Source organism: Bradyrhizobium sp. CAR08, assembly GCF_052871955.1.
In genome coordinates, this window is the sequence record NZ_JBIXJX010000005.1 from 124,299 (window position 1) to 146,138 (window position 21,840).

At 64.8% G+C, this 21,840-nt stretch carries 20 protein-coding genes and 1 riboswitch; of the genes, 12 read left to right on the top strand and 8 right to left on the bottom strand.

The features are described from left to right. Window positions 1–52: 52 nt before the first annotated feature. Window positions 53–427: a response regulator gene (locus ACIPUD_RS12975; protein WP_018453253.1), complete on the bottom strand. Its 375-nt coding sequence runs from the start codon at window positions 425–427 to the stop codon at window positions 53–55. Between the two features lie 59 nt (window positions 428–486). Then, window positions 487–1,368, bottom strand: a complete 882-nt coding sequence (locus ACIPUD_RS12980) for an MJ0042-type zinc finger domain-containing protein (RefSeq protein ID WP_166517694.1) — start codon at window positions 1,366–1,368, stop codon at window positions 487–489. Between the two features lie 191 nt (window positions 1,369–1,559). On the opposite strand from ACIPUD_RS12980, the gene ftsE reads away from it, so the two are divergent. From ftsE to ACIPUD_RS13000, 4 genes are all read left to right on the top strand, one after another. After that, the gene (gene ftsE / locus ACIPUD_RS12985) at window positions 1,560–2,219 is read left to right on the top strand and encodes a cell division ATP-binding protein FtsE (protein ID WP_008135325.1); all 660 of its coding nucleotides are present in this window, start codon (window positions 1,560–1,562) and stop codon (window positions 2,217–2,219) included. Continuing rightward, a complete protein-coding gene (locus tag ACIPUD_RS12990) occupies window positions 2,212–3,180 on the top strand; it encodes a cell division protein FtsX (protein ID WP_007597308.1) in 969 nt (322 codons plus the stop codon). Before ftsE ends, ACIPUD_RS12990 begins: the two co-directional genes overlap by 8 nt. Before the next feature lie 277 nt (window positions 3,181–3,457). Next, a complete protein-coding gene (locus ACIPUD_RS12995) occupies window positions 3,458–4,162 on the top strand; it encodes a YdcF family protein (RefSeq protein WP_018453256.1) in 705 nt (234 codons plus the stop codon). Between the two features lie 33 nt (window positions 4,163–4,195). After that, window positions 4,196–4,969, top strand: coding sequence for a lysophospholipid acyltransferase family protein (locus tag ACIPUD_RS13000; RefSeq protein ID WP_085361285.1), 774 nt, complete (start codon window positions 4,196–4,198; stop codon window positions 4,967–4,969). Here ACIPUD_RS13000 and ACIPUD_RS13005 read toward each other — a convergent pair. Further along, a complete protein-coding gene (locus tag ACIPUD_RS13005) occupies window positions 4,966–5,577 on the bottom strand; it encodes a gamma-glutamylcyclotransferase (protein WP_446480789.1) in 612 nt (203 codons plus the stop codon). The two genes, ACIPUD_RS13000 and ACIPUD_RS13005, sit on opposite strands and share 4 nt — an antisense overlap. 110 nt (window positions 5,578–5,687) lie before the next feature. Between ACIPUD_RS13005 and ACIPUD_RS13010 the strand changes: the two genes are divergently transcribed. The 4 genes from ACIPUD_RS13010 to ACIPUD_RS13025 all read left to right on the top strand — a co-directional run bounded on the left by ACIPUD_RS13010 (window position 5,688) and on the right by ACIPUD_RS13025 (window position 10,743). Beyond that, window positions 5,688–6,872, top strand: coding sequence for a DUF2125 domain-containing protein (locus ACIPUD_RS13010; RefSeq protein ID WP_018453259.1), 1,185 nt, complete (start codon window positions 5,688–5,690; stop codon window positions 6,870–6,872). A gap of 241 nt (window positions 6,873–7,113) precedes the next feature. Continuing rightward, the gene (locus tag ACIPUD_RS13015) at window positions 7,114–8,457 is read left to right on the top strand and encodes a GDSL-type esterase/lipase family protein (protein ID WP_377828994.1); all 1,344 of its coding nucleotides are present in this window, start codon (window positions 7,114–7,116) and stop codon (window positions 8,455–8,457) included. Between the two features lie 190 nt (window positions 8,458–8,647). Further along, window positions 8,648–8,875 carry a hypothetical protein gene (locus tag ACIPUD_RS13020; protein ID WP_377828995.1) on the top strand — a complete coding sequence of 76 codons (228 nt, stop codon included), beginning with the start codon at window positions 8,648–8,650 and terminating at the stop codon, window positions 8,873–8,875. Between the two features lie 299 nt (window positions 8,876–9,174). Beyond that, window positions 9,175–10,743, top strand: a complete 1,569-nt coding sequence (locus tag ACIPUD_RS13025) for a hypothetical protein (protein WP_446480790.1) — start codon at window positions 9,175–9,177, stop codon at window positions 10,741–10,743. A 114-nt stretch (window positions 10,744–10,857) separates the two neighbouring features. On the opposite strand, the gene ACIPUD_RS13030 is transcribed toward ACIPUD_RS13025, so the two are convergent. The 3 genes from ACIPUD_RS13030 to ACIPUD_RS13040 are packed head-to-tail and all read right to left on the bottom strand — an operon-like array spanning window position 10,858 to window position 13,770. Next, window positions 10,858–11,796 (bottom strand): prephenate/arogenate dehydrogenase family protein, encoded by a 939-nt coding sequence (locus ACIPUD_RS13030; RefSeq protein WP_018453262.1) that lies wholly within the window; start codon window positions 11,794–11,796, stop codon window positions 10,858–10,860. Then, a complete protein-coding gene (gene hisC / locus ACIPUD_RS13035) occupies window positions 11,793–12,887 on the bottom strand; it encodes a histidinol-phosphate transaminase (RefSeq protein WP_446480791.1) in 1,095 nt (364 codons plus the stop codon). Before hisC ends, ACIPUD_RS13030 begins: the two co-directional genes overlap by 4 nt. Window positions 12,888–12,921: 34 nt before the next feature. Next, complete coding sequence (locus tag ACIPUD_RS13040) at window positions 12,922–13,770, bottom strand: chorismate mutase (RefSeq protein ID WP_446480792.1); 849 nt, start codon at window positions 13,768–13,770, stop codon at window positions 12,922–12,924. 204 nt (window positions 13,771–13,974) lie between these two features. Next, window positions 13,975–14,054, top strand: a riboswitch (SAM riboswitch). Between the two features lie 90 nt (window positions 14,055–14,144). Between ACIPUD_RS13040 and metX the strand changes: the two genes are divergently transcribed. Both metX and metW read left to right on the top strand, forming a co-directional pair. Beyond that, window positions 14,145–15,347 (top strand): homoserine O-acetyltransferase MetX, encoded by a 1,203-nt coding sequence (metX, locus tag ACIPUD_RS13045; RefSeq protein WP_018453265.1) that lies wholly within the window; start codon window positions 14,145–14,147, stop codon window positions 15,345–15,347. Between the two features lie 12 nt (window positions 15,348–15,359). Further along, on the top strand, window positions 15,360–16,022 hold the full coding sequence (gene metW / locus ACIPUD_RS13050) for a methionine biosynthesis protein MetW (protein WP_018453266.1): 663 nt from the start codon (window positions 15,360–15,362) through the stop codon (window positions 16,020–16,022). 51 nt (window positions 16,023–16,073) lie between these two features. Here metW and ACIPUD_RS13055 read toward each other — a convergent pair whose 3' ends face one another. After that, entirely contained in the window at window positions 16,074–16,937 is an 864-nt protein-coding gene (locus tag ACIPUD_RS13055; RefSeq protein WP_085350728.1) for an alpha/beta fold hydrolase, read from the bottom strand. A 199-nt stretch (window positions 16,938–17,136) separates the two neighbouring features. On the opposite strand from ACIPUD_RS13055, the gene ACIPUD_RS13060 reads away from it, so the two are divergent. Next, entirely contained in the window at window positions 17,137–17,952 is an 816-nt protein-coding gene (locus ACIPUD_RS13060; RefSeq protein WP_377828999.1) for a TIGR02594 family protein, read from the top strand. 112 nt (window positions 17,953–18,064) lie between these two features. Here the strand turns inward: ACIPUD_RS13060 and ACIPUD_RS13065 are convergent, their stop codons facing one another. Then, the gene (locus ACIPUD_RS13065; protein ID WP_018453269.1) at window positions 18,065–18,853 is read right to left on the bottom strand and encodes an MOSC domain-containing protein; all 789 of its coding nucleotides are present in this window, start codon (window positions 18,851–18,853) and stop codon (window positions 18,065–18,067) included. 257 nt (window positions 18,854–19,110) lie between these two features. Between ACIPUD_RS13065 and clpB the strand changes: the two genes are divergently transcribed. Next, a complete protein-coding gene (gene clpB, locus ACIPUD_RS13070) occupies window positions 19,111–21,750 on the top strand; it encodes an ATP-dependent chaperone ClpB (RefSeq protein WP_018453270.1) in 2,640 nt (879 codons plus the stop codon). The last annotated feature ends 90 nt before the right edge of the window (window positions 21,751–21,840 follow it).

Consider the following 21,840-nt stretch of genomic DNA (forward strand, 5'->3'; position numbering starts at 1 on the left):
TGCCCCGGTCAAGCCGGGGCATGACAGCGGAATACGTGGCGCCCCGACGCCGCTACCCCTTCTTCGCCGCCAGCGCGTCCGCCACCGCCGTGCGGATGTCGGCGACCGAGAACGGCTTGGTCACGACGTCATGCACCAGCGCATTGAGGTTCGAGGCGCGCTCGCGCTGGTCGGCAAAGCCGGTCATCAGCAGAATGGTCAAATCGGGGAAATCGCGTGCGACGGAAAGCGCCAGCGCGATGCCGTCCATCACCGGCATCTGGATGTCGGTGAGCAGCAGGTCGAACCTGCCGTCCGCGCGCGTGAGGATCTCCAGCGCCTCGGCGCCGTCTTGCGCGGTGACGATCTCGTGGCCGTCCATGGCGATGGCGCGCGCCACCAGCTGGCGCATCGAATCCTCGTCGTCGGCGATCAGGATCTTGGACATGAGACCAACCTTGGGATCAATCTCGCCACCAACTTTGCCTGCGAGACCTGCGAAATCGATTATACGCTGCCGCCGGCGATGTCGCGCCGGTTGAAGAAGCGAACGTCGATATTGCGGCCCTCCGGCGGCGGCGAGGCCAGGCGCGAGCGGAAGAAGGCGCGCTCGCCGGGCTGTAGCACGGTCTGTTCCAGAACGGCGTTCCAGGCGTAGATTTCCGCGCCTTGCGCGTCGCGCACTGCGAAGCGCAAGCGGGGAATGTCGAGCGGCTTCTTGCCCTGTCCCACGATCACGCCCTCGATCACCAGCACCTGCTTACCGTCTACTGTCTCGCTGGAGAGCTTGACGTCCTTGAAGGCGAGTGCGCGCAGGTTAACTTCGAGGCCAACCATCCTGTAGAAGGCTGCCGTCTGCGGCAGCAGCCGCACCATGTCGCCGCGCCAGATCACCAGCGCCAGGACCAGCGCGCCCATGGCGGCGCAGGCGGTCGGCAGGCCGAAATGGGATTTTCGCGGGGCCGCCGTGGCCTCCGGACGGCGCACTCGCGCGCCGCGGCGACGGCCGAACAGGCCACGGAACCAGGACTGGTGCTGTTCGCCGCCGACTTCCTCCTCAACGGATCGGGCGGCCGCGGACCATTCGTCCTCGGTGTCGGCGGCTTCCTGGTCCGGCCAGTCGCTGGCGATCGAGGGGCTGTCAACGACAGGCGCGTCAGCGGCTCCGTCGTCCTGGGCATAGGAGTTCCATTGCTCGGCGAGATCGGCCTGGTCGTCGGCCCGGCTGGCCGCGGCCATGGCCGGCACAGATGCCTCCTCGATGGCATCCTCGGCATGGGCGACCCACGTTTCCTTGCAACGGGAACAGCGCACGGTCCGGCCGTTCGCCCCAAGGCTCGCGGGCTTGATGGCGTAGGATGTCGTACAATGAGGGCAGACGATATGCATGGACGAGCCTTGATGCATGGACAAGTCTTGACCGTGACACGGTCGTGGAGAACCGAGACGGAAAGATGCTACCAATTATGCTACAGGACGACCGTTAACGAACCGGAAACCATAACGGCCGCAAAACCCGCGGATCGCGTGTGGCGGAGCACAGCCGTGCGGCCCGCGGCCTCTCTCGAACGGAGCTGAGCTTGGTTCGGTTCGAAAATGTCGGATTGCGTTACGGCCTGGGGCCCGAGGTCCTGCGCGACCTCAACTTCCAGATCCCGGCGCATTCCTTCCAGTTCCTCACCGGCCCGTCCGGCGCCGGCAAGACCTCGTTGCTGCGCCTGTTGTTCCTCTCGCATCGCCCGACGCGGGGGCTCGTCAATTTGTTCGGTCACGACATCTCGCAGCTCGGCAAGGACGAGATCGCAGACTTGCGCAAGCGCATCGGCATCGTGCTCCAGGATTTCCGCCTGCTCGATCACATGACGACCTATGAAAACGTGGCGCTGCCGTTCCGCGTGATGGGCCGCAGCGAATCGAGCTACCGCAAGGAGGTCATCGATCTCCTGAAATGGGTTGGGCTCGGCGAGCGCATGGACGCGCTGCCGCCGATCCTGTCCGGCGGCGAAAAGCAGCGCGCGGCAATCGCGCGCGCCGTGATCTCGCGGCCGCAGCTGCTGCTGGCCGACGAGCCAACCGGCAGCGTCGATCCGACGCTCGGCCGCCGCCTGCTGCGGCTGTTCATCGAGCTCAACAAGTCAGGCACCGCCGTCATCATCGCCACCCACGATATCGCCCTGATGGACCAGTACGAGGCGCGACGCTTCGTGCTGCACCAGGGACGGCTGCACGTCTATGAATAGGCCCGACGAGCGCGGCGTGCTGGTCGATCTCGGGCAGGAGGGGCCGCCGCTTCCGGCCCGGGCGCGCAATATGTCGCCGATCGTGCCGCGCGCCTCGATCCACGGCCGCGCGCTGGTCGCCGTTGTCGCCATCATGACCTTCCTGGCCTCGATGACGACCGGCACGGTGCTGCTGGTGAGCGCCTCCGCCGCCGAATGGCAGTCGGATGTCGCGAGCGAGATCACCATTCAGGTCCGGCCGCAGACGGGCCGCGATCTCGAACGCGACACCGCGGCGGTGACCGAGGCCATGCGCGCGCAAGCCGGCATCGTCGAGGTCAAGCCGTTCACGAAGGACGAGAGCGGCAAGCTACTCGAGCCCTGGCTCGGCACCGGGCTGTCGATGGACGATCTGCCGGTCCCGCGCATGATCATCGCGCGCGTGCAGCCCGGCACGGCGCTCGATCTCGGCGCCTTGCGCGCCCGCGTGACCCAGGTGGCGCCAAGCGCCAGCGTCGACGATCACCGCGCCTGGATCGAGCGCATGCGCTCGATGACCAACGCCACCGTGCTCGCCGGTCTCGGCATCCTCGCGCTCGTCATCGTCGCCACCATCATCTCGGTGTCGTTCGCAACCCGCGGCGCCATGGCGGCGAACCGTCCGATCGTCGAGGTGCTGCATTTCGTCGGCGCCGGCGACCGCTACATCGCCAACCGCTTCCTGCGTCATTTCCTCAGGCTGGGGCTGGAGGGCGGCGTGATCGGCGGCGGCGCCGCCATGCTGGTGTTCGGCTTCTCCGAGTCGATTGCAGGCTGGTTTTCGGGCACTCCCGTCGGCGACCAGTTCGCCGCGCTGCTCGGCACCTTCTCGCTGCGGCCATCCGGCTACATCGTGCTCGCGGTGCAGGCCGTGCTGATCGGCGCCATCACCGCGGTCGCCTCGCGCCAGACGCTGTTCGCGACGCTGAATGATGTCGATTGAGATGGTTTTCTTCCTTCTCCCCTTGTGGGAGAAGGTGGCGCGAAGCGCCGGATGAGGGGTTCTATCCACGTGCACGAACGTCGAGGCGAGTTCGCGGAGACATACCCCTCACCCGTCTCGCCGCTATCGCGGCGAGCCACCCTCTCCCACAAGGGGAGAGGGGAAAGCTGGTTCGCGGCCCCAGCGCTTCGCCACATAGTTTGAGGCCGACAAACCGGACTCCACTTCGCCTCAAAACGTCCTAAAATCACCTCTGGGAAGGGATCACCGACATCGCATGAGCGCGCCGACCGCCGATCGATCGCCGAAACTGCCGCGCGGGTGGCTGCGCGCGGCCGTGATGTCGACGATTGCGCTCGCCTTCGTCGGCGCGGCGGCGGGCTTTATTGCGTTTCTGTCGCAATTGCGCGGCGCCGAGATCGCGCCGGACCGCAAGGCGGACGGCATCGTGGTGCTCACCGGCGGCTCCTCGCGGGTGTCGGATGCGATGGAGCTGCTCGCTGCCGGCTACGGCAGGAGGCTCCTGATCTCCGGCGTACACCCGACCTCGACGGCGAGCGACATCTCCCGGACGCTGCCGGAGAACCAGTCTTTCATGCGTTGCTGCGTCGATCTCGACCGCACCGCGGTCTCGACCCGCGGCAATGCCGCGGAAGCGCGGCGCTGGGCCGCGGGACGCGGCTTCAAATCGCTGATCGTGGTCACCTCGAACTATCATATGCCGCGCGCGCTGGTGGAATTCTCGCATGCGATGCCGGAGGCGACACTGATCCCGTTCGTGGTGGTCGGCGACAAATGGCGCGACGAGCCGTGGTGGACCTCGGCGTCCACTTTGCGGCTGCTGCTGTCGGAATATGTCAAGTATATCGCGGCGGAGGTCAGGGTGCGGCTGGAGGATTTCGGGATTGACCTTTCGCCCGAGATGTCGGAGCAGCCTTCCGGGCTGCAGGCGAAGCGGCCCGCCACCGCACAGGCCAATTGATCGGCAACTGATCGGCAATTGATCGGATCCTCGATGTTCTTGATTTTCCTGCGATCGCTCGTGTTCAACGTGCTGTTCTACACCGTGCTGGTGTGCCTCGCGATCGTGGCGCTGCCGACCTTCGCATTGCCGCCGCGCGCCATGCTCACGGTCGCGCAATGGTGGGCAAAGGCGACGCTGTTTCTGATGCGGGCTGTCTGCAACATCAAGGTGGAATTCCGCGGCCTCGAAAAGATCCCGAGGGGACCATTGGTCGTTGTGGCGAAGCACCAGTCGTTCTGGGAGACGTTCGTCTTGCCGGGCTTCTTCGACCGTCCGATTTTCATCCTCAAGCGTCAGCTCATGCAGATCCCGGTGTTCGGCCAGTTCCTGGTCAAGACCGGGATGATCGCGATCGACCGCAATGCCGGCGTCAAGGCGCTGCTGGACATGACGCGGCGGGCGCGGGAGGCGGTGCGCAGCGGCGGGCAGCTCGTGATCTTTCCCGAAGGCACGCGCCGCGCCCCGGGCGCGCCACCGGACTACAAGAGCGGCTTCGCGCAGATCTATTCGTCCTGCGGCGCGCCGTGCCTGCCGATCGCGCTCAATTCCGGCCTGTTCTGGCCGCGCCGCACCTTCATGCGCTATCCCGGCACGCTGGTGGTGGAATTCCTCGATCCGCTGCCGCCGGGCTTGCCCAAGGACGAGTATCTCTCCCGTGTGCAAACGGTGATCGAAGACGCGACCGGTCGCCTCGTCGAAGCGGGCCGCAAGGAGCAGGAGCAGCTGATCGGCTCGGCGCCGAGCTATGCGCCGTTGGAGAGCTAGCGGTTTTCCCGATCGTCCGCCGGAGCCGGCGCGTGCGGAGAATGCGCATCACCATGCAGCATCATGGCAAGCTGATGCAGCTGCGCATCGCGAAAGCCTTCGGCCTCGATCGCCTTCACCGTCGCAGTCACGTAGTCGCGGTTGGCGCCGGACTGGCCGTGGCCCTGGAGCACGTGGCGATGCTGGTCGGTGAGCGACAGCCGACCGGCATATTGCACATGGCCGCGGTCGACGACATAGGCGAGCGCGGAGACGCGCTGCCGCGCATCGTTCTCCAGCCACACCGAGCGCATGACTTCGCGATAGACCGACGTCACCTGCTCGCGCGCGCGCAGATAGGCGACGACGACGGCGCGGTTCTTTTCGGCGACGCGGAAGGCGATGCCGCGGCAGGCGCCGCCGCGGTCGAGGCCGAGCACCAGACCCGGCTTCTCCGGCGTGCCACGGTGGACGAAGGAATAGACACAGAGCGCGCGGTGCTCGCCGACCAGCCGCGCGGGGACGCGCTCCTCGAATTCGAAACCCGGCCGCCACATCAGCGAGCCGTAGCCGAACACCCAGAGGTCGCCTTTGGCTGTGGTGACGGAGGGGAGGGTGATTTCCGACATTTCGGGCACGGCTACCAGAACCGCGCTCCCAAGCGAAGCGAATTCTCCGCCTTTCGGAGCACGCCAACCTCGCTTACATTTGACAAAATCAGGGGTCAAAGGGTCGCCGCATGTCCGATATGACCGTTGCCGCACGCCGGCGCTCCCGCTGGGGCCTTTTCATCGCCCCTGTCATCCTCCTGATCCTCGCGGTGGCGTGGAGCTGCTTCTGGTTCTATGCGGCGTCGCAGGCCGAAATCGCCGCCGATGCCTGGCGCGCGCAGGAGGCCAAATCCGGCCGCGTCTATGATTGCGCCAAGCGCTCGATCGCGGGCTTCCCCTTCCGCTTCGAGGTCCGGTGTTCGGGCGCCAGCGTCGCCCTGGTGTCGCAGAACGCCAGCAAGACGCCGTTCACGGCGAAGCTCGACAACATCCTGGTCGTCGCCCAAGTCTACGATCCCAAGCGCGTCATCGCCGAATTTACCGCACCCGCGACGCTCACTGACGGCGTCACGCAGAGCACCTTCGTGGTGAACTGGAGCAAGGGTCGCAGCAGTGTGGTCGGCCTGCCCGCCGTGCCGGAGCGCGCTTCCATCGTGTTCGAGGAGCCGACCGTCAATCGTGTCGACGGCAGCATGCAGGTGCCGCTCGCGCGCGCAAAACAGGTCGAGCTGCATGGACGCCTTGCGGATGGATCTCCGTCCGATCATCCCGTGATCGAGACCGTGCTCCAGATCGCGCAGGGCAGCGTCCAGGGCGTTCATCCGCTGCTCGCCGAGCCGTTCGAGGCCGACACGCGGGCGAAGATCACCGGACTGTCCGATCTCACGCCAAAGCCGTGGCCGCAGCGCTTCCGCGAGATCCAGGCCGCCGGCGGCCATATCGAGATCGTGCAGTCCCGCATCCAGCAGGGCGAGATGATCGCGGTTGCGGCCGGCACGCTCGGGCTCTCGGCAAACGGCCGCCTCGATGGCGAATTGCAGATGACCGTGACGGGCCTGGAGCGCGTGATCCCCGCGCTCGGCATCGAGAAGATGCTGCAGGAGGGGGTGCCGCAGGCGACCCTCGATCGCGTCGCGCCCGGCGTGAAGTCGCAGGACCTCAACAATCTGTTCGGTGCGCTCGACCGTGCCGTTCCCGGCCTCGGCAAGGTCATCAAGCAGAACGCCAATGCAGGCGTTGCCGCAGGCATCAATTCGATCGGCACCGAGAGCACGCTGGAAGGCAAGAAGGCTCGCAGCTTCCCGCTGAAGTTCGTCGACGGCGCCGTGCTGCTCGGCCCGGTCAAGGTCGGCCAGATCCCGCCGCTGTATTAGGTCGTGAATTCATAAACCTGCCGGGCGGACAGCTCGGTCCGTCTGATGCGTTCGAAACTGTGAACAGATCGCTTCTGCGAAGAGCTTCTTGTCGGCGCCGGTGACGCAACCTGCGAGGTCCTCTCCTGCGTCGGGCGAGGAGTGCGACAGTGCGTCTGGACAGGTAGCGTTCTGCCGCCCTATTGAAGACCAACTGACGGCTCTAAGGCCGCGCCCAAATTATCTGGGGTTCGGGGAAACAATGCGCGCGTTGAATTGTCTCGTGGCAGCATCGCTGCTCGTTGCCTCGCTTCAGACCGCAACCGCAAAGGATAGCGAACATTGGGTGGTGTCCTGGACGGGCGCGGTTCAGGGCCCATACCCCGTCGGCAATCCGTCAGCCCAGCCCGAACAGAAATTCGCGTTTCCCGAGCCTGCGGCCGGTGCGCGGGACCAGACCTTTCGCCTGATCGTGCGGCCGGATATCTGGGGCCGTCAGGCCCGCATCCGGCTCAGCAACGCCTTCGGCACCAAACCCGTCACGTTTGACGGCGTTTACGTCGGCCTGCAGTCGGGCAGTGCCGCGTTGATCCGCGGCTCCAACATTCCGGTTACGTTCGCCGGCACGGCTTCCGTTACGGTGTCGCCGGGGAATTCGGTCTGGAGCGATGCGATCGCGCTGCCGTTTGCAAAGCGGCCCGATGACCTCGCCGGCCGCCGGCTTGCGGTCAGTTTTCATGTCGCCGGCCAGAGCGGCCCGATGACCTGGCACGCCAAAGCGCTGACCACCTCCTATGTCAGTGCGCCCGGCGCCGGCGCGAAGGGCGCCCTGGAAGACGAGGCTTCCTTCCCCTATGCGACTGCGTCATGGTTCTTCCTCGATGCGATCGAGATGACTGCGCCTGCCGATGCCTTCGCCATCATGGCGTTTGGGGATTCGATTACCGACGGGACCGCCTCAACCATGAATGGCGACGATCGCTGGCCCAACGTGCTGTCGCGTCGCCTGAAGGCGGTCTACGGCAACAAGGTTGCCGTAGTGAATGGCGGCATCGGTGGCAACCAAATCGCAGGCCCGGCCGAATATGGTCCCGACAAACCGTACGCGGGCGGCCCCGCTTCGGGCCAGCGGCTCGAGCGTGACGTGCTGTCGCTGTCCGGCATATCGAGCCTGATCTGGCTGGAAGGTATCAACGATTTCAGCAAGAACGGCAATTTTACCGCCGACCAAGTCATCGCCGCGATGAAGGATGGCGTCGCGAGGCTACGTGCGAAATGGCCGCAAGCCCGGATCATCGGCGCCACCGTCGTTTCGGCATTGGGTAGCACCAGCGCGGCACATGGTTTTCCCGAGCAGGATGACAAGCGCAAGGCGCTCAACGCATTCATCCGTAGCTCGGGGACATTCGACGGTGTAATCGATTTTGATCGGGCGACGCTCGATCCGGCCTCGGGTGGCCTCAAGCCGGAGTTCGTTCCCGAAAGCACGACTGGTGGCGCCGGCGACAAGCTTCATCCCAACCGCACCGGATATCTGGCGATGGGACAGGCCATCGACCTCGATCTGTTCAAGCCGGGAAAGATTAGTCGTAGCGCGAAGCAGTAGGATGGATTCAGAGTCTCCTCTCCCCATTCATCGCCCTCAGCTGTCGTAACTCCCTCCATGCGGGTTACGAGCTGAACTCACGGCCGCTTCGCCGGATCGTGATGACTGGCTGGGAATGCCGAGCCGCAAACTCCGCTCTCTCTCCATGTCGGCCGCACGATGATGCGGTCGCCCAGGCAGGAGAGATATCATGATCAAGTCCAGGCTGTTCATTGCCGGTATCGCCATCTCGACCACGCTCGCGACGCCCGCGTTCGCGCAGTGGCAATGGCAGTCGCAGGAGCCGGCAGCATACGCCTCGATGTATCCGAACGGTGATCGCAACGTCTCGAATCCCACGACGCGAGAGACGATGGCCTTCGTCCCCTCGCCGAAATCACCGAGCCCAACGGTGATGCGCGCGACCAAGGGCAAATAGCCGCCATCCACCACTTGGCCGTCGCGAACTGGGCCCGGTCATGTCCCGGCCGGGCCCAATGCGCGTTGCCTTGAACGAGGCCTTGAAAAGTTGCCTTGGACAATCGCGACAGTCGCGCGTGCGGATCGACAGCCAACGAAAATATTCCAAACAGGATCGTCAGGAAAACGTGATGCAGAAGATGCACGGCGCCGCGAATAACCGCAGCCGCATTCAAATCACTCCACACCAGGGAAGCATGCATGCGCCGGAGATGGCGCGCGGAATCCAATCCGCTTCCCAAATGGAGGAAGCTTCAAGTGCGGATCATCAATTGCGGACTGATGCTGGGTATTCTCGCTGCCTGTTCAGGGCAGGCGCATGCCGACGACAATGTCACAACTGAAATCCACTCGCTGAAGGCGAAGCTGAAGGAGCTCCAGCAGCGCGTGGACTCCGAGGCGCGCAAGACGCGACAGGGTGAAGCGCAGGCGAAGGCCGTTCAGTTACCAGCAAGTTACAAGGCGCTCGCCGCCGATCCATGTGCGGCCGGCAAGGTCTGCTACAAGGGCGTGACGTTGACCTTCGGTGGCTGGGTCGATCTCACCGGCATCTACCGCTCGCGCAATCTCGCTTCCGATACCGGCTCAGTCTACAACTTCATCCCCTATCAGCAGAGCCGCAACTTCAACATCCCGGAAACGCGCTTCTCGGCACGCCAGAGCAGGTTCTCGGTGCTGGCCGAGGGCAATGCCGATGCCGATACGCACCTCGCGGGTTATGGCGAGATCGATTTCGAAGGTGCGGCTCAGACGGCGAGCTCGGTTGCGACCAACTCGTTCAATCCGCGCATGCGGCAGCTCAGCCTGGAACTGGACCGCAGCGATCTCGGTCTTCACTTCCTCGCCGGGCAATCCTGGTCGCTGAACGCGCCGACCAAGTCCGGCATCGATCCTCGTGGCGTCGATGCGCCCGGCGTGATCGACTTCGAATCCGTTCCGGGATTTCTTGCGGCACGGCAGCCCGGGCTGCGCGTCTGGCAGGACATCGGACCAGAGTTCAAGCTGGCTGCGTCGGTCGAGAATGCCCAGACAGCGTTCTTCGGCGGCAATGTCCCGGCCGTCGGCACACCCGCCATCGGACCGCAGGGCGTGCTGAACCCGAACCTTCAGGTCAATCTGACCGGTCCCGGCGGCAGCTTCTTCAACAACCTCAACAATGTCAGCCTGAATCAGGTGCCCGACGTCACGGTCAAGGCCGCCTGGGACCCAAGGCTCGGGCCTTATAAGTTGCATGTCGAGGGGTGGGCGCTCTACCGCCAGTTGTCCGACCGCTTCAACAACGCCAACCACACCTACGACACAGGAAGCTTTGGTGGACACATCTTCGCCGAGCTGATTCCGAAAACCCTCGATCTTCAGCTCTATGGCTCGCACGGCGTGCTGGGCCGCTTCACGGCAACACCGTTCCCCGACGCGGCGGTGGCGCAGGACGGCACCATCCTCCCGCTGACGATCACGGCGGCCGCCGTCGGCCTGATCTGGCACGCGACTCCCAGCCTCGATGTCTACTCCTATGCAGGCCTCGAAAAGGCCAAGGCGAATTTCGCCAATGTTGGAACGGTGCCGTTCGGCTACGGCAATCCGCTCTACAACAACACCGGCTGCTTCACCGAAAACTCGGCGGGCGCGACCTGCAACGGCAACACCAGGGAGGTTCGGCAGATCACGGCCGGGATCTACGACACCATCTACCAAGGCAATTTCGGGACGCTCAAAGCCGGCCTGCAATATTCCTACACGCAACGGTTCGCGTTCGCCGGCGTCGGCGGCGCGCCGAAGACCGACGACAACGTCGTCATGACGCAGATCCGGTACTACCCATTCTAGTCACGGAGCCACGCAGGCTCGTAGCCCGGATGGAGCGAAGCGCGATCCGGGAATCCTGCCTCAAGCGACGGAAGTCCCGGATTACGCTTGCGCTCCATCCGGGCCACTTCGGTGCTACGGCTTGTTGCCGAGCTGCGCATGCGGCCGGCCGAAATCGGGCGCGGCCGAATCCTGGCCGATTTCGACAATGCCGCGGCGGATGGCGCGGGTGCGGGTGAAGTGGTCGAACAGCGCCTCGCCATCGCCGCGGCGGATCGCGCGGGTGAGCTTTGCCAGATCCTCAGTGAAGGTGCCGAGCATCTCCAGCACGGCTTCCTTGTTGGCGAGGAAGACGTCGCGCCACATCGTCGGATCGGAGGCGGCGATGCGCGTGAAGTCGCGAAAGCCGCCGGCGGAGAACTTGATGACCTCTGACTCCGTCACCTGCGCCAGCTCGTCGGCGGTGCCGACGATGGTGTAGGCGATCAGATGCGGCAGATGGCTGGTGATCGCGAGCACGAGATCATGATGATCCGGCGTCATGATCTCGACCTTGGCACCCATCGCCGCCCAGAACGCGCGCAGGCGATCGGTGGCAGCCGCATCAACGCCCTCCGGCGGGGTGAGGATGCACCAGCGGTTGATGAAGAGCTCGGCGAAGCCGGAATCGGGACCCGAATGCTCGGTGCCTGCGACGGGATGCGCCGGCACGAAATGGACGCCTTCCGGCAGGTGCGGCGCCATATCCCTGACGATGGCGCCCTTGACCGAGCCGACGTCGGAGATGATCGCGCCGGGTTTGAGATGCGCGGAGATCTCCTGCGCCACCGGGCCGCAGGCGCCGACGGGAATGCAGAGGATGACGAGATCGGCGTCCTTCACGGCTTCCGCATTGGTCGCGACGACCTGATCGACGATGCCGAGCTCCATCACGCGTGCGCGCGTCTTCTCCGAGCGCGCGGTGGTGACGATCTCGGAAGCCAGGCCCTGGAGCTTCGCGGCGCGTGCGATCGAGCCCCCGATCAGGCCGAAGCCGATCAGCGCGACGCGCTGGAAGTGCGGGGTCGCGCTCATCGTCCGGCCATGAAGTCGCGCAGGCCCTCGACGACGAGGCGGTTGGCCTCCTCGGTGCCGATGGTCATGCGCAGCGAATGCGGCAGGCCGTAGTTCTTCAAGCCGCGCAGCACCAGCCCGCGCTTGGTGAGGAAGGCGTCGGCTGCGTCCGAGGTCTTGCCCTCGGTCGGGAAGTGGATCAGCACGAAATTGGCGACGCTCGGCGTCACCTTCAGCCCGAGCTTGCCGATCTCCTCGGCGAGCCAGTTGCGCCAGGTCTCGGTGAACTGCTTCGACATGGCCTGGTGCGCTGTGTCCTCGATCGCGGCAACGGCGGCGTACATGGCCGGCGTCGACACGTTGAAGGGACCCCGGATGCGGTTGACCGCGTCGATGATGTGCTCGGGGCCGAACATCCAGCCGATGCGCAGCGCCGCAAGACCATGGATCTTGGAGAAGGTGTGGGTCACCACCGTGTTTTCGGTGGTCGCGACCAGCTCGATCCCCATCTCGTAATCGTTGCGCGAGACGTAGTCGCAATAGGCTGCGTCCAGCACCAGCAGCACGTGCGAGGGCAGGCCGGCGCGCAGGCGCTTGACCTCGTCGAACGGCACATAGGTGCCGGTCGGATTGTTGGGGTTGGCGAGCCAGACCAGCTTTGTCTTCGGCGTCACCGCCTTGAGGATGGCGTCGACATCGCAGGTGAGGTTCTTCTCGGCCGCGATGACATTCTTCGCGCCGACCGCCATGGTCGCGATCGGATAGACTAGAAAGCCGTGCGTGGTCGAGATCGCCTCGTCACCGTGGCTGAGATAGGTGTGGGCGAGCAGGTTGAGGATCTCGTCCGAGCCGGCGCCGCAGATGATGCGGTTGGGATCGAGCCCGAAGGTGCGCCCGATTGCTTCGCGCAGCACGCGCGAGGTTCCTTCCGGATAGTCTTCCAGATGATCCGCCACCTGCTTGAACGCCTCGCGCGCCTTCGGCGAGGGCCCGAACGGCGTCTCGTTGGCCGAGAGCTTGAACACCTTGCGGCCGGGCTCTGCCACCGGGGTCTTGCCGGGCGTATAGGGCGCAATATCGAGAATGCCGGGATTCGGCACGGGGCGGGACATCTTCAACTCCGGACTGGCTTAAGCGGTTCGCGACTTACGATTTCGACCCGGTCGGGGGCACCGTATAGCGCGTTGCGTGGCTGCCGACGAGGGCCGTGGAGCGCACCGAGGCCCCCGCTTCGATCAGGGCAGCCTTGATCTTGTCGATGCTGCTTGTCGCGGTGACCGAGACCAGCAGCGCGGCGCCGTCGAAGGCGGTGTCGGGCACCGCCACGATCTCGGCGAGCGGCGACAGGGCGCGCGCGACCTCCGCATTCCACCCAGAGACGCCTACGCTGAAGGTCTCGACCTCCGTCACCAGCGCGCTGTCGGCGACGCGCGAGACCGCGAACACGGGCAACGCCGCCGGATGGTCGGCGCGCTCGACGAAGGGCAGCCGCGCGATGATCTTTGGCGCGCCAGCTTCTTCCAGCGACAGCCACCACGGCGTGCGGCTCGAGGTCGCCGAGACCAGCGCCAGATCGCCCTTGGACTTCGCGACGGCCTCGACCGCCGCCTGCGCGCTGAAATGCGCGACGTAAGGCACGGTGAAGCCGAAATGGAATCGCGCGGAATCGCGCATGGCCGGCTCGCTCGCCGAGATGTCGGCGTGGACCGAGAACGGGGCCTGGACATAGGTGAAGGTCGCGATGATGACGCGCCAGATGCTCTCGACCGTGTCGAGCGGCAGGATGCCGCGATGACGCTGCACGAGGTCGCGCATCATGGAGGCCTCGCGTGCCGGGCGGAACGCCGAGCCGACCTCCTGGGTCTGCTTCACCTGGATCAGGCGGTCGATGATGTCGCCGCGTTGCATCAGCAGGCGATGCATGCCTTCGTCGATCGCGTCGATCTCCTTACGCAATTCCTGGAGTGATGGTGGCGCGGGCGGACGTTGGGACATGTCTGACAGGTGCTGCTGAGAGGCGTTCCAATGCGGATCAGTCGAGCCGTCACCGCTGTGATGGATATCCTGATTAGGCAGTCGGGGCTGCGAAAGCAAAGAGAAATGCAAAGAGAAATCGGGCCCTTTCCGCCCGTGGCGCGACAGGCGAATTTGGCTGATCCGGGCCGTGACTTGACGAAAACCGTCCAAGACGGTAGTTTTTACCCGTTCCGTGGTCATTTGAGCCGGCCGGCTTGCAGCCACGTTAAAAAACTCGCTAAACAGGCCGGGGACGCTTTCGATCCCGGCCGAACCTATCGTTCAGGCCGGGTTTTTCATGGCCTGATGTCAATGCGGTCACTTCTACGATCGCAAACGAGGTCGATGGTCAGATGGTTGGCGTCCAGTCCATTCCGAGTCCCGCGATCACCGCCGACGAGCGGTCGCACGAGGTGGATCATCCGAGTTCGCACGTCGCGCAGTTCGGCTCGGAGCAGCCGCTGCGGCTCGACTGCGGGGTCGATCTCAGCCCGTTCCAGATCGCCTACCAGACCTACGGCGAGCTGAATGCCGATCGCTCCAACGCGATCCTGATCTGCCATGCGCTGACCGGCGACCAGCACGTCGCCAACGTGCACCCTGTCACCGGCAAGCCCGGCTGGTGGGAGACCTTGGTCGGCCCCGGCCGGCCGCTCGATCCCAACGAATATTTTATCATCTGCTCCAACGTGATCGGCGGCTGCATGGGCTCGACCGGCCCGGCCTCGATCAATCCCGCGACCGGCAAGGTTTGGGGGCTCGATTTCCCCGTCATCACCATCCCCGACATGGTGCGCGCGCAGGCGATGCTGATCGACCGGCTCGGCATCGACACGCTGTTCGCGGTCGTCGGCGGCTCGATGGGCGGCATGCAAGTGCTGCAATGGACTGCGGCGTATCCGAGTCGCGTGTTCTCCGCGCTGGCGATTGCCTGCTCGACACGACACTCGGCGCAGAACATCGCGTTCCACGAGCTTGGCCGCCAGGCGGTGATGGCCGACCCCGACTGGCACCATGGCGGCTATGCCGATCGAGGCATCCATCCGCATCGTGGCCTCGCTGTCGCCCGGATGGCGGCGCACATCACCTATCTCTCCGACGCCGCGCTGCATCGAAAATTCGGGCGGCGCATGCAGGACCGCGAGCTGCCGACTTTCTCTTTTGACGCCGACTTCCAGGTTGAGTCCTATCTGCGCTACCAGGGCTCGTCCTTCGTCGAGCGCTTCGACGCCAACTCCTATCTCTATCTGACCCGCGCGATGGACTATTTCGACATCGCCGCCGACCACGGCGGTGTGCTGGCGAAGGCGTTCGCGGGAATCCAGACCCGCTTCTGCGTGGTCTCCTTCACCAGCGACTGGCTGTTCCCGACCTCGGAATCGCGCGCGCTGGTGCACGCGCTGAATGCGTCGAGCGCGCGGGTGTCGTTCGCCGAAATCGAGACCGATCGCGGTCACGACGCCTTCCTGCTCGACGTGCCCGAATTCCTTGATATCTCCCGCGCCTTCCTGCAATCGGCAGGCAAGGCGCGCGGGCTCACCGCCAATAATGCTTAAGGACGGCTAGTCATGTCTGTACAGGAAGCGTTGCCGCTGGGCGGCCTTGCGACCGGGCAGCCCGGTGATTTTCGCGCGGACCATGTGCTGGTGGCCAACATGGTCAAGCCGGGCTCGAAGGTGCTCGACGTCGGCTGCGGCGAGGGCGACCTGCTCCAACTGCTGGAAACCCGCGGCGTCGACGGCCGCGGCATCGAGCTGTCGCGCGAGGGCGTCAACCGCTGCGTCGCCAAGGGTCTTGCGGTGGTGCAGGGCGATGCCGACACCGACCTCGTGAATTATCCGGATGACGCCTTCGACTACGTGATCCTGTCGCAGACGTTGCAGGCGACGCGGCAGCCGAAAGTGGTGCTGGAGAATTTGCTGCGCATCGGCCGCCGCGCCATCGTGTCGTTCCCGAATTTCGGCTTCTGGAAGATGCGGCTCCAGCTCCTGATCGGCGGCCACATGCCGCGCACGGAGAACCTGCCGGCAAGCTGGTATGACACCGCCAACATCCATTTCTGCACCATCAAGGATTTCGTCGAGCTCTGCGACGCGATCGACGTCAAGATGGAACGTGCCGAGGCGCTCGACCTCTACGGCCGTCCGCTGCGGCTGCGGATGCCCTGGTGGGTGTGGAATCTGTTCGGCGAGCAGGGCGTGTTTCTGCTGACGCGGGGCGGCAGGAAGTAGGCCGGCCCGTTACCCCATCTACGCGACCCAGTACCTGGTGACGCCTTCGCGCTAATGCGCCGCCAGTGACCTCGGGTCGCGCACCGGCCATCTTCCCGCTTCCACCAGCGTGACGAACCGTTCCACCGTTTCGTTGAACAGCGCTGGCTCTTCGAGATTGAGGACGTGGCCGGACTTTGGAAACATGGCGAGCCCTGCCGCCGGCAGATGCTTCTTCAGGAACAGGCTTGCGCCCACGCACGGATCGTCCTCGTCGCCGCAGATGATGAGTGCCGGCGTCGTGGCCGCTCTGATCGCGTCCGTCATCGTAAAGATCGAGGGACGGCCGGCCTGGAAGCCGCGCATCGTCCGCGCTGATCCCTTGGCGTCGTGCCGCGCCAGGGCGGCATAAAAATCGGCGTGACCGCGCGGGTCCTTCACCAGGAAGGGAATCCGGCTCGGCGCCTCGCGCGTGACTTTTGCGACTTCGGCTGAGCCGAGCATCTCGAATTGCTCCGCGTTGGCGCGGCACTGCTGGCGCCAAGCGTCGAGGTTCTCGATCTCCGAGCCCGAGCCGACGCCGGCGAGCGTCATCGACAGCGCACGTTGGGGCGCGTTGAGCCCGATCTGGAGCGACGAATAGGCGCCCATCGAGAGGCCGACGAAGTGCGCGCGATCGATCTTCAGATGATCGAGCACCGCGAGCGCATCGGTGTAGAAATGCGTGTAGCCGTAGACCTCGCCATCAGGCACGTCCGATGGCGTGTAGCCGCGTGCGGAATAGGTGATGCAGCGATGGCCGCGCGAGAAGTAGCGCATCTGCGGCTCCCAATTGGTGTAGTCGGCCGCGAATTCGTGCAGAAAAATAATCGGCGTGCCCGTGCCCGCTTCTTCGAAATAGAGTCGACAATTGTCCTTCGTGAGGGCGTGAGGCATCCGGTTTTCTCCCTGAGGTGGCTGCGGCTTTGGAATGCCGTCCTGCGGTCAGCGCATACGATGGTAGCACTTATTAATCATCGTCCAGATTCTTAGGGGCCGCGTCTTGTTCTCGCCACATCAGGATACTGATACAGCCCGCGGATGTCGGCCACCGCACGGGCCGACGGGGAAGTGGGGTGTCAACGAAGGATGAAGAATGTTCGAGTTGTTTGCGTCTCGCCTGTCGCGCTGTGTCGTTGCGCTGGCTGTTTTCTTCGCGGCGTTCGCCGCCTTCACTTCTCCGGCGTCAGCACGACCTCATCGTCATAGCGCAGAGCGGCACGCTTACGCGCATCACGCCAGCAGACATCATCATTACCGGCATGCACGCGGCTCGCGCTTCGAGCGCGGCGCGGCGCAATTGCAGGCGAACGGCTTCGGCAACACCTTCGCCAGCTATGATCCGAACGCCAATAGCGGCGGCATCGCCATAAGCGGCAGCGCTGGAATGGCTATGAGCGGCAGTGGTGGAATGGCCATGAGCGGCAACGCTGGAATGGTTACCAGCGGTGAGATGACCACGCGCGCCAGCCGTCGAATTATGAGGCGTGGAGGTGGGATAGCCACTAACGCGAATGACGGCGGCATGGCCAATAGCGCGACGAGCGGCGGCGGCTTCGGCGGTGGGTCGGGCCTCGTGTCCGAGGCACGCCGCTATGTCGGCGGCAATCCGACCGGTCGCGGTAGCCTGTGGTGCGCGCGCTTCATGAACATGGTGCTCGAAAAGACCGGTCATCGTGGCACCGGCTCCGACATGGCGAATTCGTTCGCGCATTACGGCACGCGCGTGTCCGGTCCGCAGGTCGGCGCCATCGCAGTGATGTCGCGTGGTGGCCGGGGCGGTCATGTCGGCATCATCACCGGTGTCGACGCGCAGGGCAATCCGATCATGATCTCCGGCAACAACGGCAACCGCGTTCGCGAAGCACCGGTCTCGCGCGGCCGGATCTATGCGTATGTGATGCCGAACTGACGGCCGTCATTGCGAGGAGCGAAGCGACGAAGCAATCCAGACTGTCTCCGCGGGCGCATTCCTGGATTGCTTCGCTTCGCTCGCAATGGCGGAGCGGGGCCAGCGCGCAGCGTCACACCAGCTTCGGCTGTTCCAATGCAACCGCGTCGCCCACGCCGATGTCGCCTTCAGCGATCACCTCGGCATAGATGCCGCAGTCCATGTGGCCGAGATTGCTCGAGAGCGTGGCGGGGATTTCGAGATCGCGCTTGGCGGTATCAGGGTCGACATTGGTGGCCGGGCAGCGCTTGATGCGCTTGACCACTTGCAGCCGGGCCTGTCCGATCGCGAGCGTCTGGCCGACGAGGTCGAGCTCGGACCAGGCCGGCCAGCCCTTCACGTAGAGATTGGCGCGGAAGCGTAGCGGGTGGACGGCGGCGCCGCCGAGCATGGTCTCGAGCGCGCGGACGCTGTCGAGATTGATGATGGACACGACCTTGCGGGCGACGTCTGAAAAGCTGTGGTCGCGGCCGGACAGGATCTTGGGCGGGCCCTTCAGCTCCGGCTGAAAATTTTCCCTGAAATAGTCCTCGATGGCGGCGCGCCCGGCGGCGGTCTCGAGATCGCCGCTGGCGACGATCTGGCCGTCCTTGCGGATGGTCAGGCAATTGGTCGCGTCCTCGAACCGGCTGTCGAGCGAAGCTAGCCGCTCATTCCGCGCCAGCATCAGGAACTGGATCTTCGGCTTCCACTGCGGTGCTTCCGGATCGAAGCCGCTCGGGCCGTTCTCGATGGCGTAGCGGCGGTCGGCGGGCAGGGTCTGGCCGGCTCGCAGGGAGACGCGGGGCAGGGCCTCCGGCGTCAGGCCCTTGATCGGGTAGCGGTAGAGCCCGGTGATCTCGGCGGTCTGGCTGATTGTCATTGCGCTGGGTGTCATGCCGCTACTTAGGGGATTCGGCCCACCGGCGCCAAGCGGGCGGATCCGCGCACGAAATTGTGAACTCGCCTCTTCCGGTCCGAGGCCTCGCTTCCCACATCTGGGTCAGGCCGGCGCCAGCGCCGGCTGATAACGACCGTTGCCGGTTGAGAAACGTCAATGCGGTAATCGGAAACCCAATGAAGATGCCGTTTGGAGTGCCTTTGAGGGCTCCAGGGGCAGGCCGAGGGAAAGACCACGAAATGAACATCGAAAAATATACCGAACGCTCCAGAGGCTTCGTCCAGTCCGCGCAGTCGCTTGCGGTGCGCGAAGGGCACCAGCAGTTTTCGACCCTGCACGTCCTGAAGGTGCTGCTGGACGACAATGAAGGCCTCGCTGCCGGCCTGATCGACCGCGCCGGCGGCAATTCCCGCGCAATCCTGAAGGCGACCGAGGACGCCCTGAACAAGGTGCCGAAGGTCTCTGGCGGCGGAGCCGGCCAGATCTATCTGGCGCCCGAACTCGCGCGCACCTTCGACGCCGCCGAAAAGGCTGGCGAGAAGGCCGGCGACAGCTTTGTCACCGTCGAGCGGCTGCTGCTCGGCCTGGCGCTGGAGAAGACCAGCGAGGCGGGCGCGATCCTGGCCAAGGGCGGCGTCACCCCGCAAAACCTCAACGCGGCGATCGAAGCGCTGCGCAAGGGCCGAACGGCGGACTCCGCCACGGCCGAGAACGCGTATGACGCGCTGAAGAAATATGCCCGCGACCTCACTCAGGCGGCGCGCGACGGCAAGCTCGACCCGGTCATCGGCCGCGACGAGGAGATCCGCCGCACGATCCAGGTGCTGTCGCGCCGGACCAAGAACAATCCCGTCCTGATCGGCGAACCCGGCGTCGGCAAGACCGCCATCGCCGAGGGCTTGGCGCTGCGCATCGTCAACGGTGACGTGCCGGAGAGCCTGAAGGACAAGAAGCTGCTGTCGCTCGACCTCGGCTCGCTGATTGCAGGTGCAAAATATCGCGGCGAGTTCGAGGAGCGGCTGAAGGCCGTGCTGCAGGAGGTGACCGGGAGCGATGGTAATTTCGTCCTGTTCATCGACGAGATGCACACGCTGATCGGCGCTGGTAAGGGCGATGGCGCGATGGACGCGTCCAACCTGCTCAAGCCTGCGCTCGCCCGCGGCGAGCTGCACTGCATCGGCGCCACCACGCTCGACGAGTACCAGAAGCACGTCGAAAAGGACGCGGCGCTGGCGCGGCGTTTCCAGCCGATCTTCGTCAGCGAGCCCTCGGTCGAGGATACGATCTCCATTCTGCGCGGGCTGAAGGACAAATACGAGCAGCACCACGGCGTGCGGATCACCGATTCCGCGCTGGTCGCCGCCACGACCCTGTCCAACCGCTACATCACCGACCGCTTCCTGCCGGACAAGGCCATCGACCTCATGGACGAGGCGGCCGCGCGGCTCAAGATGCAGGTCGATTCCAAGCCGGAAGAGCTGGATTCGATGGATCGGGAAATCATCCGGCTGAAGATCGAACAGGAAGCGTTGAAGAAAGAAAGCGATGCCGGGTCGAAGAGCCGCCTGCAGACGCTGGAGAAGGAGCTGGCCGATCTCGAGGAGAAGTCCGCGGCGCTCACCGCACGCTGGAGCGCGGAGAAGAACAAGCTCTCCGACGCTCAGAAACTGAAGGCCGAGCTCGACGGCTTGCGGGTTGAACTTGCCAACGCACAACGGCGCGGTGAATTCCAAAAGGCCGGCGAGCTGGCCTATGGCCGGATCCCCGAATTGGAAAAGCAGCTTGCGGAGATCGAGGCCAAGGAGAACTCCGGCGAGATGATGGAGGAGGCGGTCACCGCCAACCACATCGCGCAGGTGGTCTCGCGCTGGACCGGCGTGCCCGTCGACAAGATGCTCGAAGGCGAGAAAGACAAGCTCCTGCGGATGGAGGACTCGCTCGGCAAGCGCGTCGTTGGCCAGGCCGAGGCCGTGCGTGCGGTCGCGACCGCCGTGCGCCGTTCGCGCGCGGGGCTGCAGGACCCGAACCGGCCGACCGGCTCGTTCATGTTCCTCGGGCCCACCGGCGTCGGCAAGACCGAGCTGACGAAAGCGCTCGCCGAGTATCTGTTCAACGACGAGACCGCGATGGTCCGCCTCGACATGTCCGAGTACATGGAGAAGCACTCGGTCTCGCGGCTGATCGGCGCGCCTCCGGGCTATGTCGGTTATGACGAGGGCGGTGCGCTCACCGAAGCGGTGCGGCGCCGGCCCTACCAGGTCGTGCTGTTCGACGAGATCGAGAAGGCGCATCCCGACGTGTTCAACGTGCTGTTGCAGGTGCTCGACGACGGTCGCCTCACCGACGGCCAGGGCCGCACCGTCGACTTCCGCAACACGCTGATCATCATGACCTCGAACCTCGGTTCGGAGTTTCTGGTGAACCAGCCGGAGGGCGAGGATACCTCGGCCGTGCGCGAGCAGGTGATGGGCATGGTGCGGGCGCACTTCAGGCCAGAGTTCTTGAACCGCGTCGATGAGATCATCCTGTTCCATCGCTTGCAGAGGAGCGAGATGGGCCGGATCGTCGAGATCCAGTTCGCACGGCTGCAAAAGCTTTTGATCGATCGCAAGATCGTGCTGACGCTCGACGCTGCGGGCCGCGACTGGCTCGCCGCCAAGGGCTGGGATCCCGCCTACGGCGCACGGCCGCTGAAGCGCGTGATCCAGCGTCACGTCCAGGATCCGCTCGCCGAGATGATCCTGGCCGGCGACGTCAAGGACGGCGACAACGTTGCGATCTCCTCCGAAGGCAACGTGCTGACCTTCAACGGCAAGGCGCCGCAGACCGCGGAGATCGCCCAGTTCGAGGCGCCGGTGTCGAAGCGGAAGCTGAACTGATCGTCGGCATTCGAAGCCTGAAGCAACAAGCCGCCCCGGAGATGTCAACCTCTCCGGGGCGGTTTGTTTTGCGGGTTGTTGGCGAACTTA

Bases quoted from the DNA above. Each gene is read 5' to 3' on its own strand.
- ACIPUD_RS13030 (WP_018453262.1), bottom strand. From the start codon at position 11,796: ATGAGCGCGACCCCGCACTTCCAGCGCGTCGCGCTGATCGGCTTCGGC.
- ACIPUD_RS13010 (WP_018453259.1), top strand. From the start codon at position 5,688: ATGTCCGATATGACCGTTGCCGCACGCCGGCGCTCCCGCTGGGGCCTT.
- clpB (WP_018453270.1), top strand. From the start codon at position 19,111: ATGAACATCGAAAAATATACCGAACGCTCCAGAGGCTTCGTCCAGTCC.
- ACIPUD_RS13055 (WP_085350728.1), bottom strand. From the start codon at position 16,937: ATGCCTCACGCCCTCACGAAGGACAATTGTCGACTCTATTTCGAAGAA.
- ACIPUD_RS13065 (WP_018453269.1), bottom strand. From the start codon at position 18,853: ATGACAATCAGCCAGACCGCCGAGATCACCGGGCTCTACCGCTACCCG.
- ACIPUD_RS13015 (WP_377828994.1), top strand. From the start codon at position 7,114: ATGCGCGCGTTGAATTGTCTCGTGGCAGCATCGCTGCTCGTTGCCTCG.
- ACIPUD_RS13060 (WP_377828999.1), top strand. From the start codon at position 17,137: ATGTTCGAGTTGTTTGCGTCTCGCCTGTCGCGCTGTGTCGTTGCGCTG.
- ACIPUD_RS12995 (WP_018453256.1), top strand. From the start codon at position 3,458: ATGAGCGCGCCGACCGCCGATCGATCGCCGAAACTGCCGCGCGGGTGG.
- ACIPUD_RS12990 (WP_007597308.1), top strand. From the start codon at position 2,212: ATGAATAGGCCCGACGAGCGCGGCGTGCTGGTCGATCTCGGGCAGGAG.
- ACIPUD_RS13020 (WP_377828995.1), top strand. From the start codon at position 8,648: ATGATCAAGTCCAGGCTGTTCATTGCCGGTATCGCCATCTCGACCACG.
- metW (WP_018453266.1), top strand. From the start codon at position 15,360: ATGTCTGTACAGGAAGCGTTGCCGCTGGGCGGCCTTGCGACCGGGCAG.
- hisC (WP_446480791.1), bottom strand. From the start codon at position 12,887: ATGTCCCGCCCCGTGCCGAATCCCGGCATTCTCGATATTGCGCCCTAT.
- ACIPUD_RS12980 (WP_166517694.1), bottom strand. From the start codon at position 1,368: ATGCATATCGTCTGCCCTCATTGTACGACATCCTACGCCATCAAGCCC.
- ACIPUD_RS13005 (WP_446480789.1), bottom strand. From the start codon at position 5,577: ATGTCGGAAATCACCCTCCCCTCCGTCACCACAGCCAAAGGCGACCTC.
- ACIPUD_RS13000 (WP_085361285.1), top strand. From the start codon at position 4,196: ATGTTCTTGATTTTCCTGCGATCGCTCGTGTTCAACGTGCTGTTCTAC.
- ACIPUD_RS12975 (WP_018453253.1), bottom strand. From the start codon at position 427: ATGTCCAAGATCCTGATCGCCGACGACGAGGATTCGATGCGCCAGCTG.
- ACIPUD_RS13040 (WP_446480792.1), bottom strand. From the start codon at position 13,770: ATGTCCCAACGTCCGCCCGCGCCACCATCACTCCAGGAATTGCGTAAG.
- metX (WP_018453265.1), top strand. From the start codon at position 14,145: ATGGTTGGCGTCCAGTCCATTCCGAGTCCCGCGATCACCGCCGACGAG.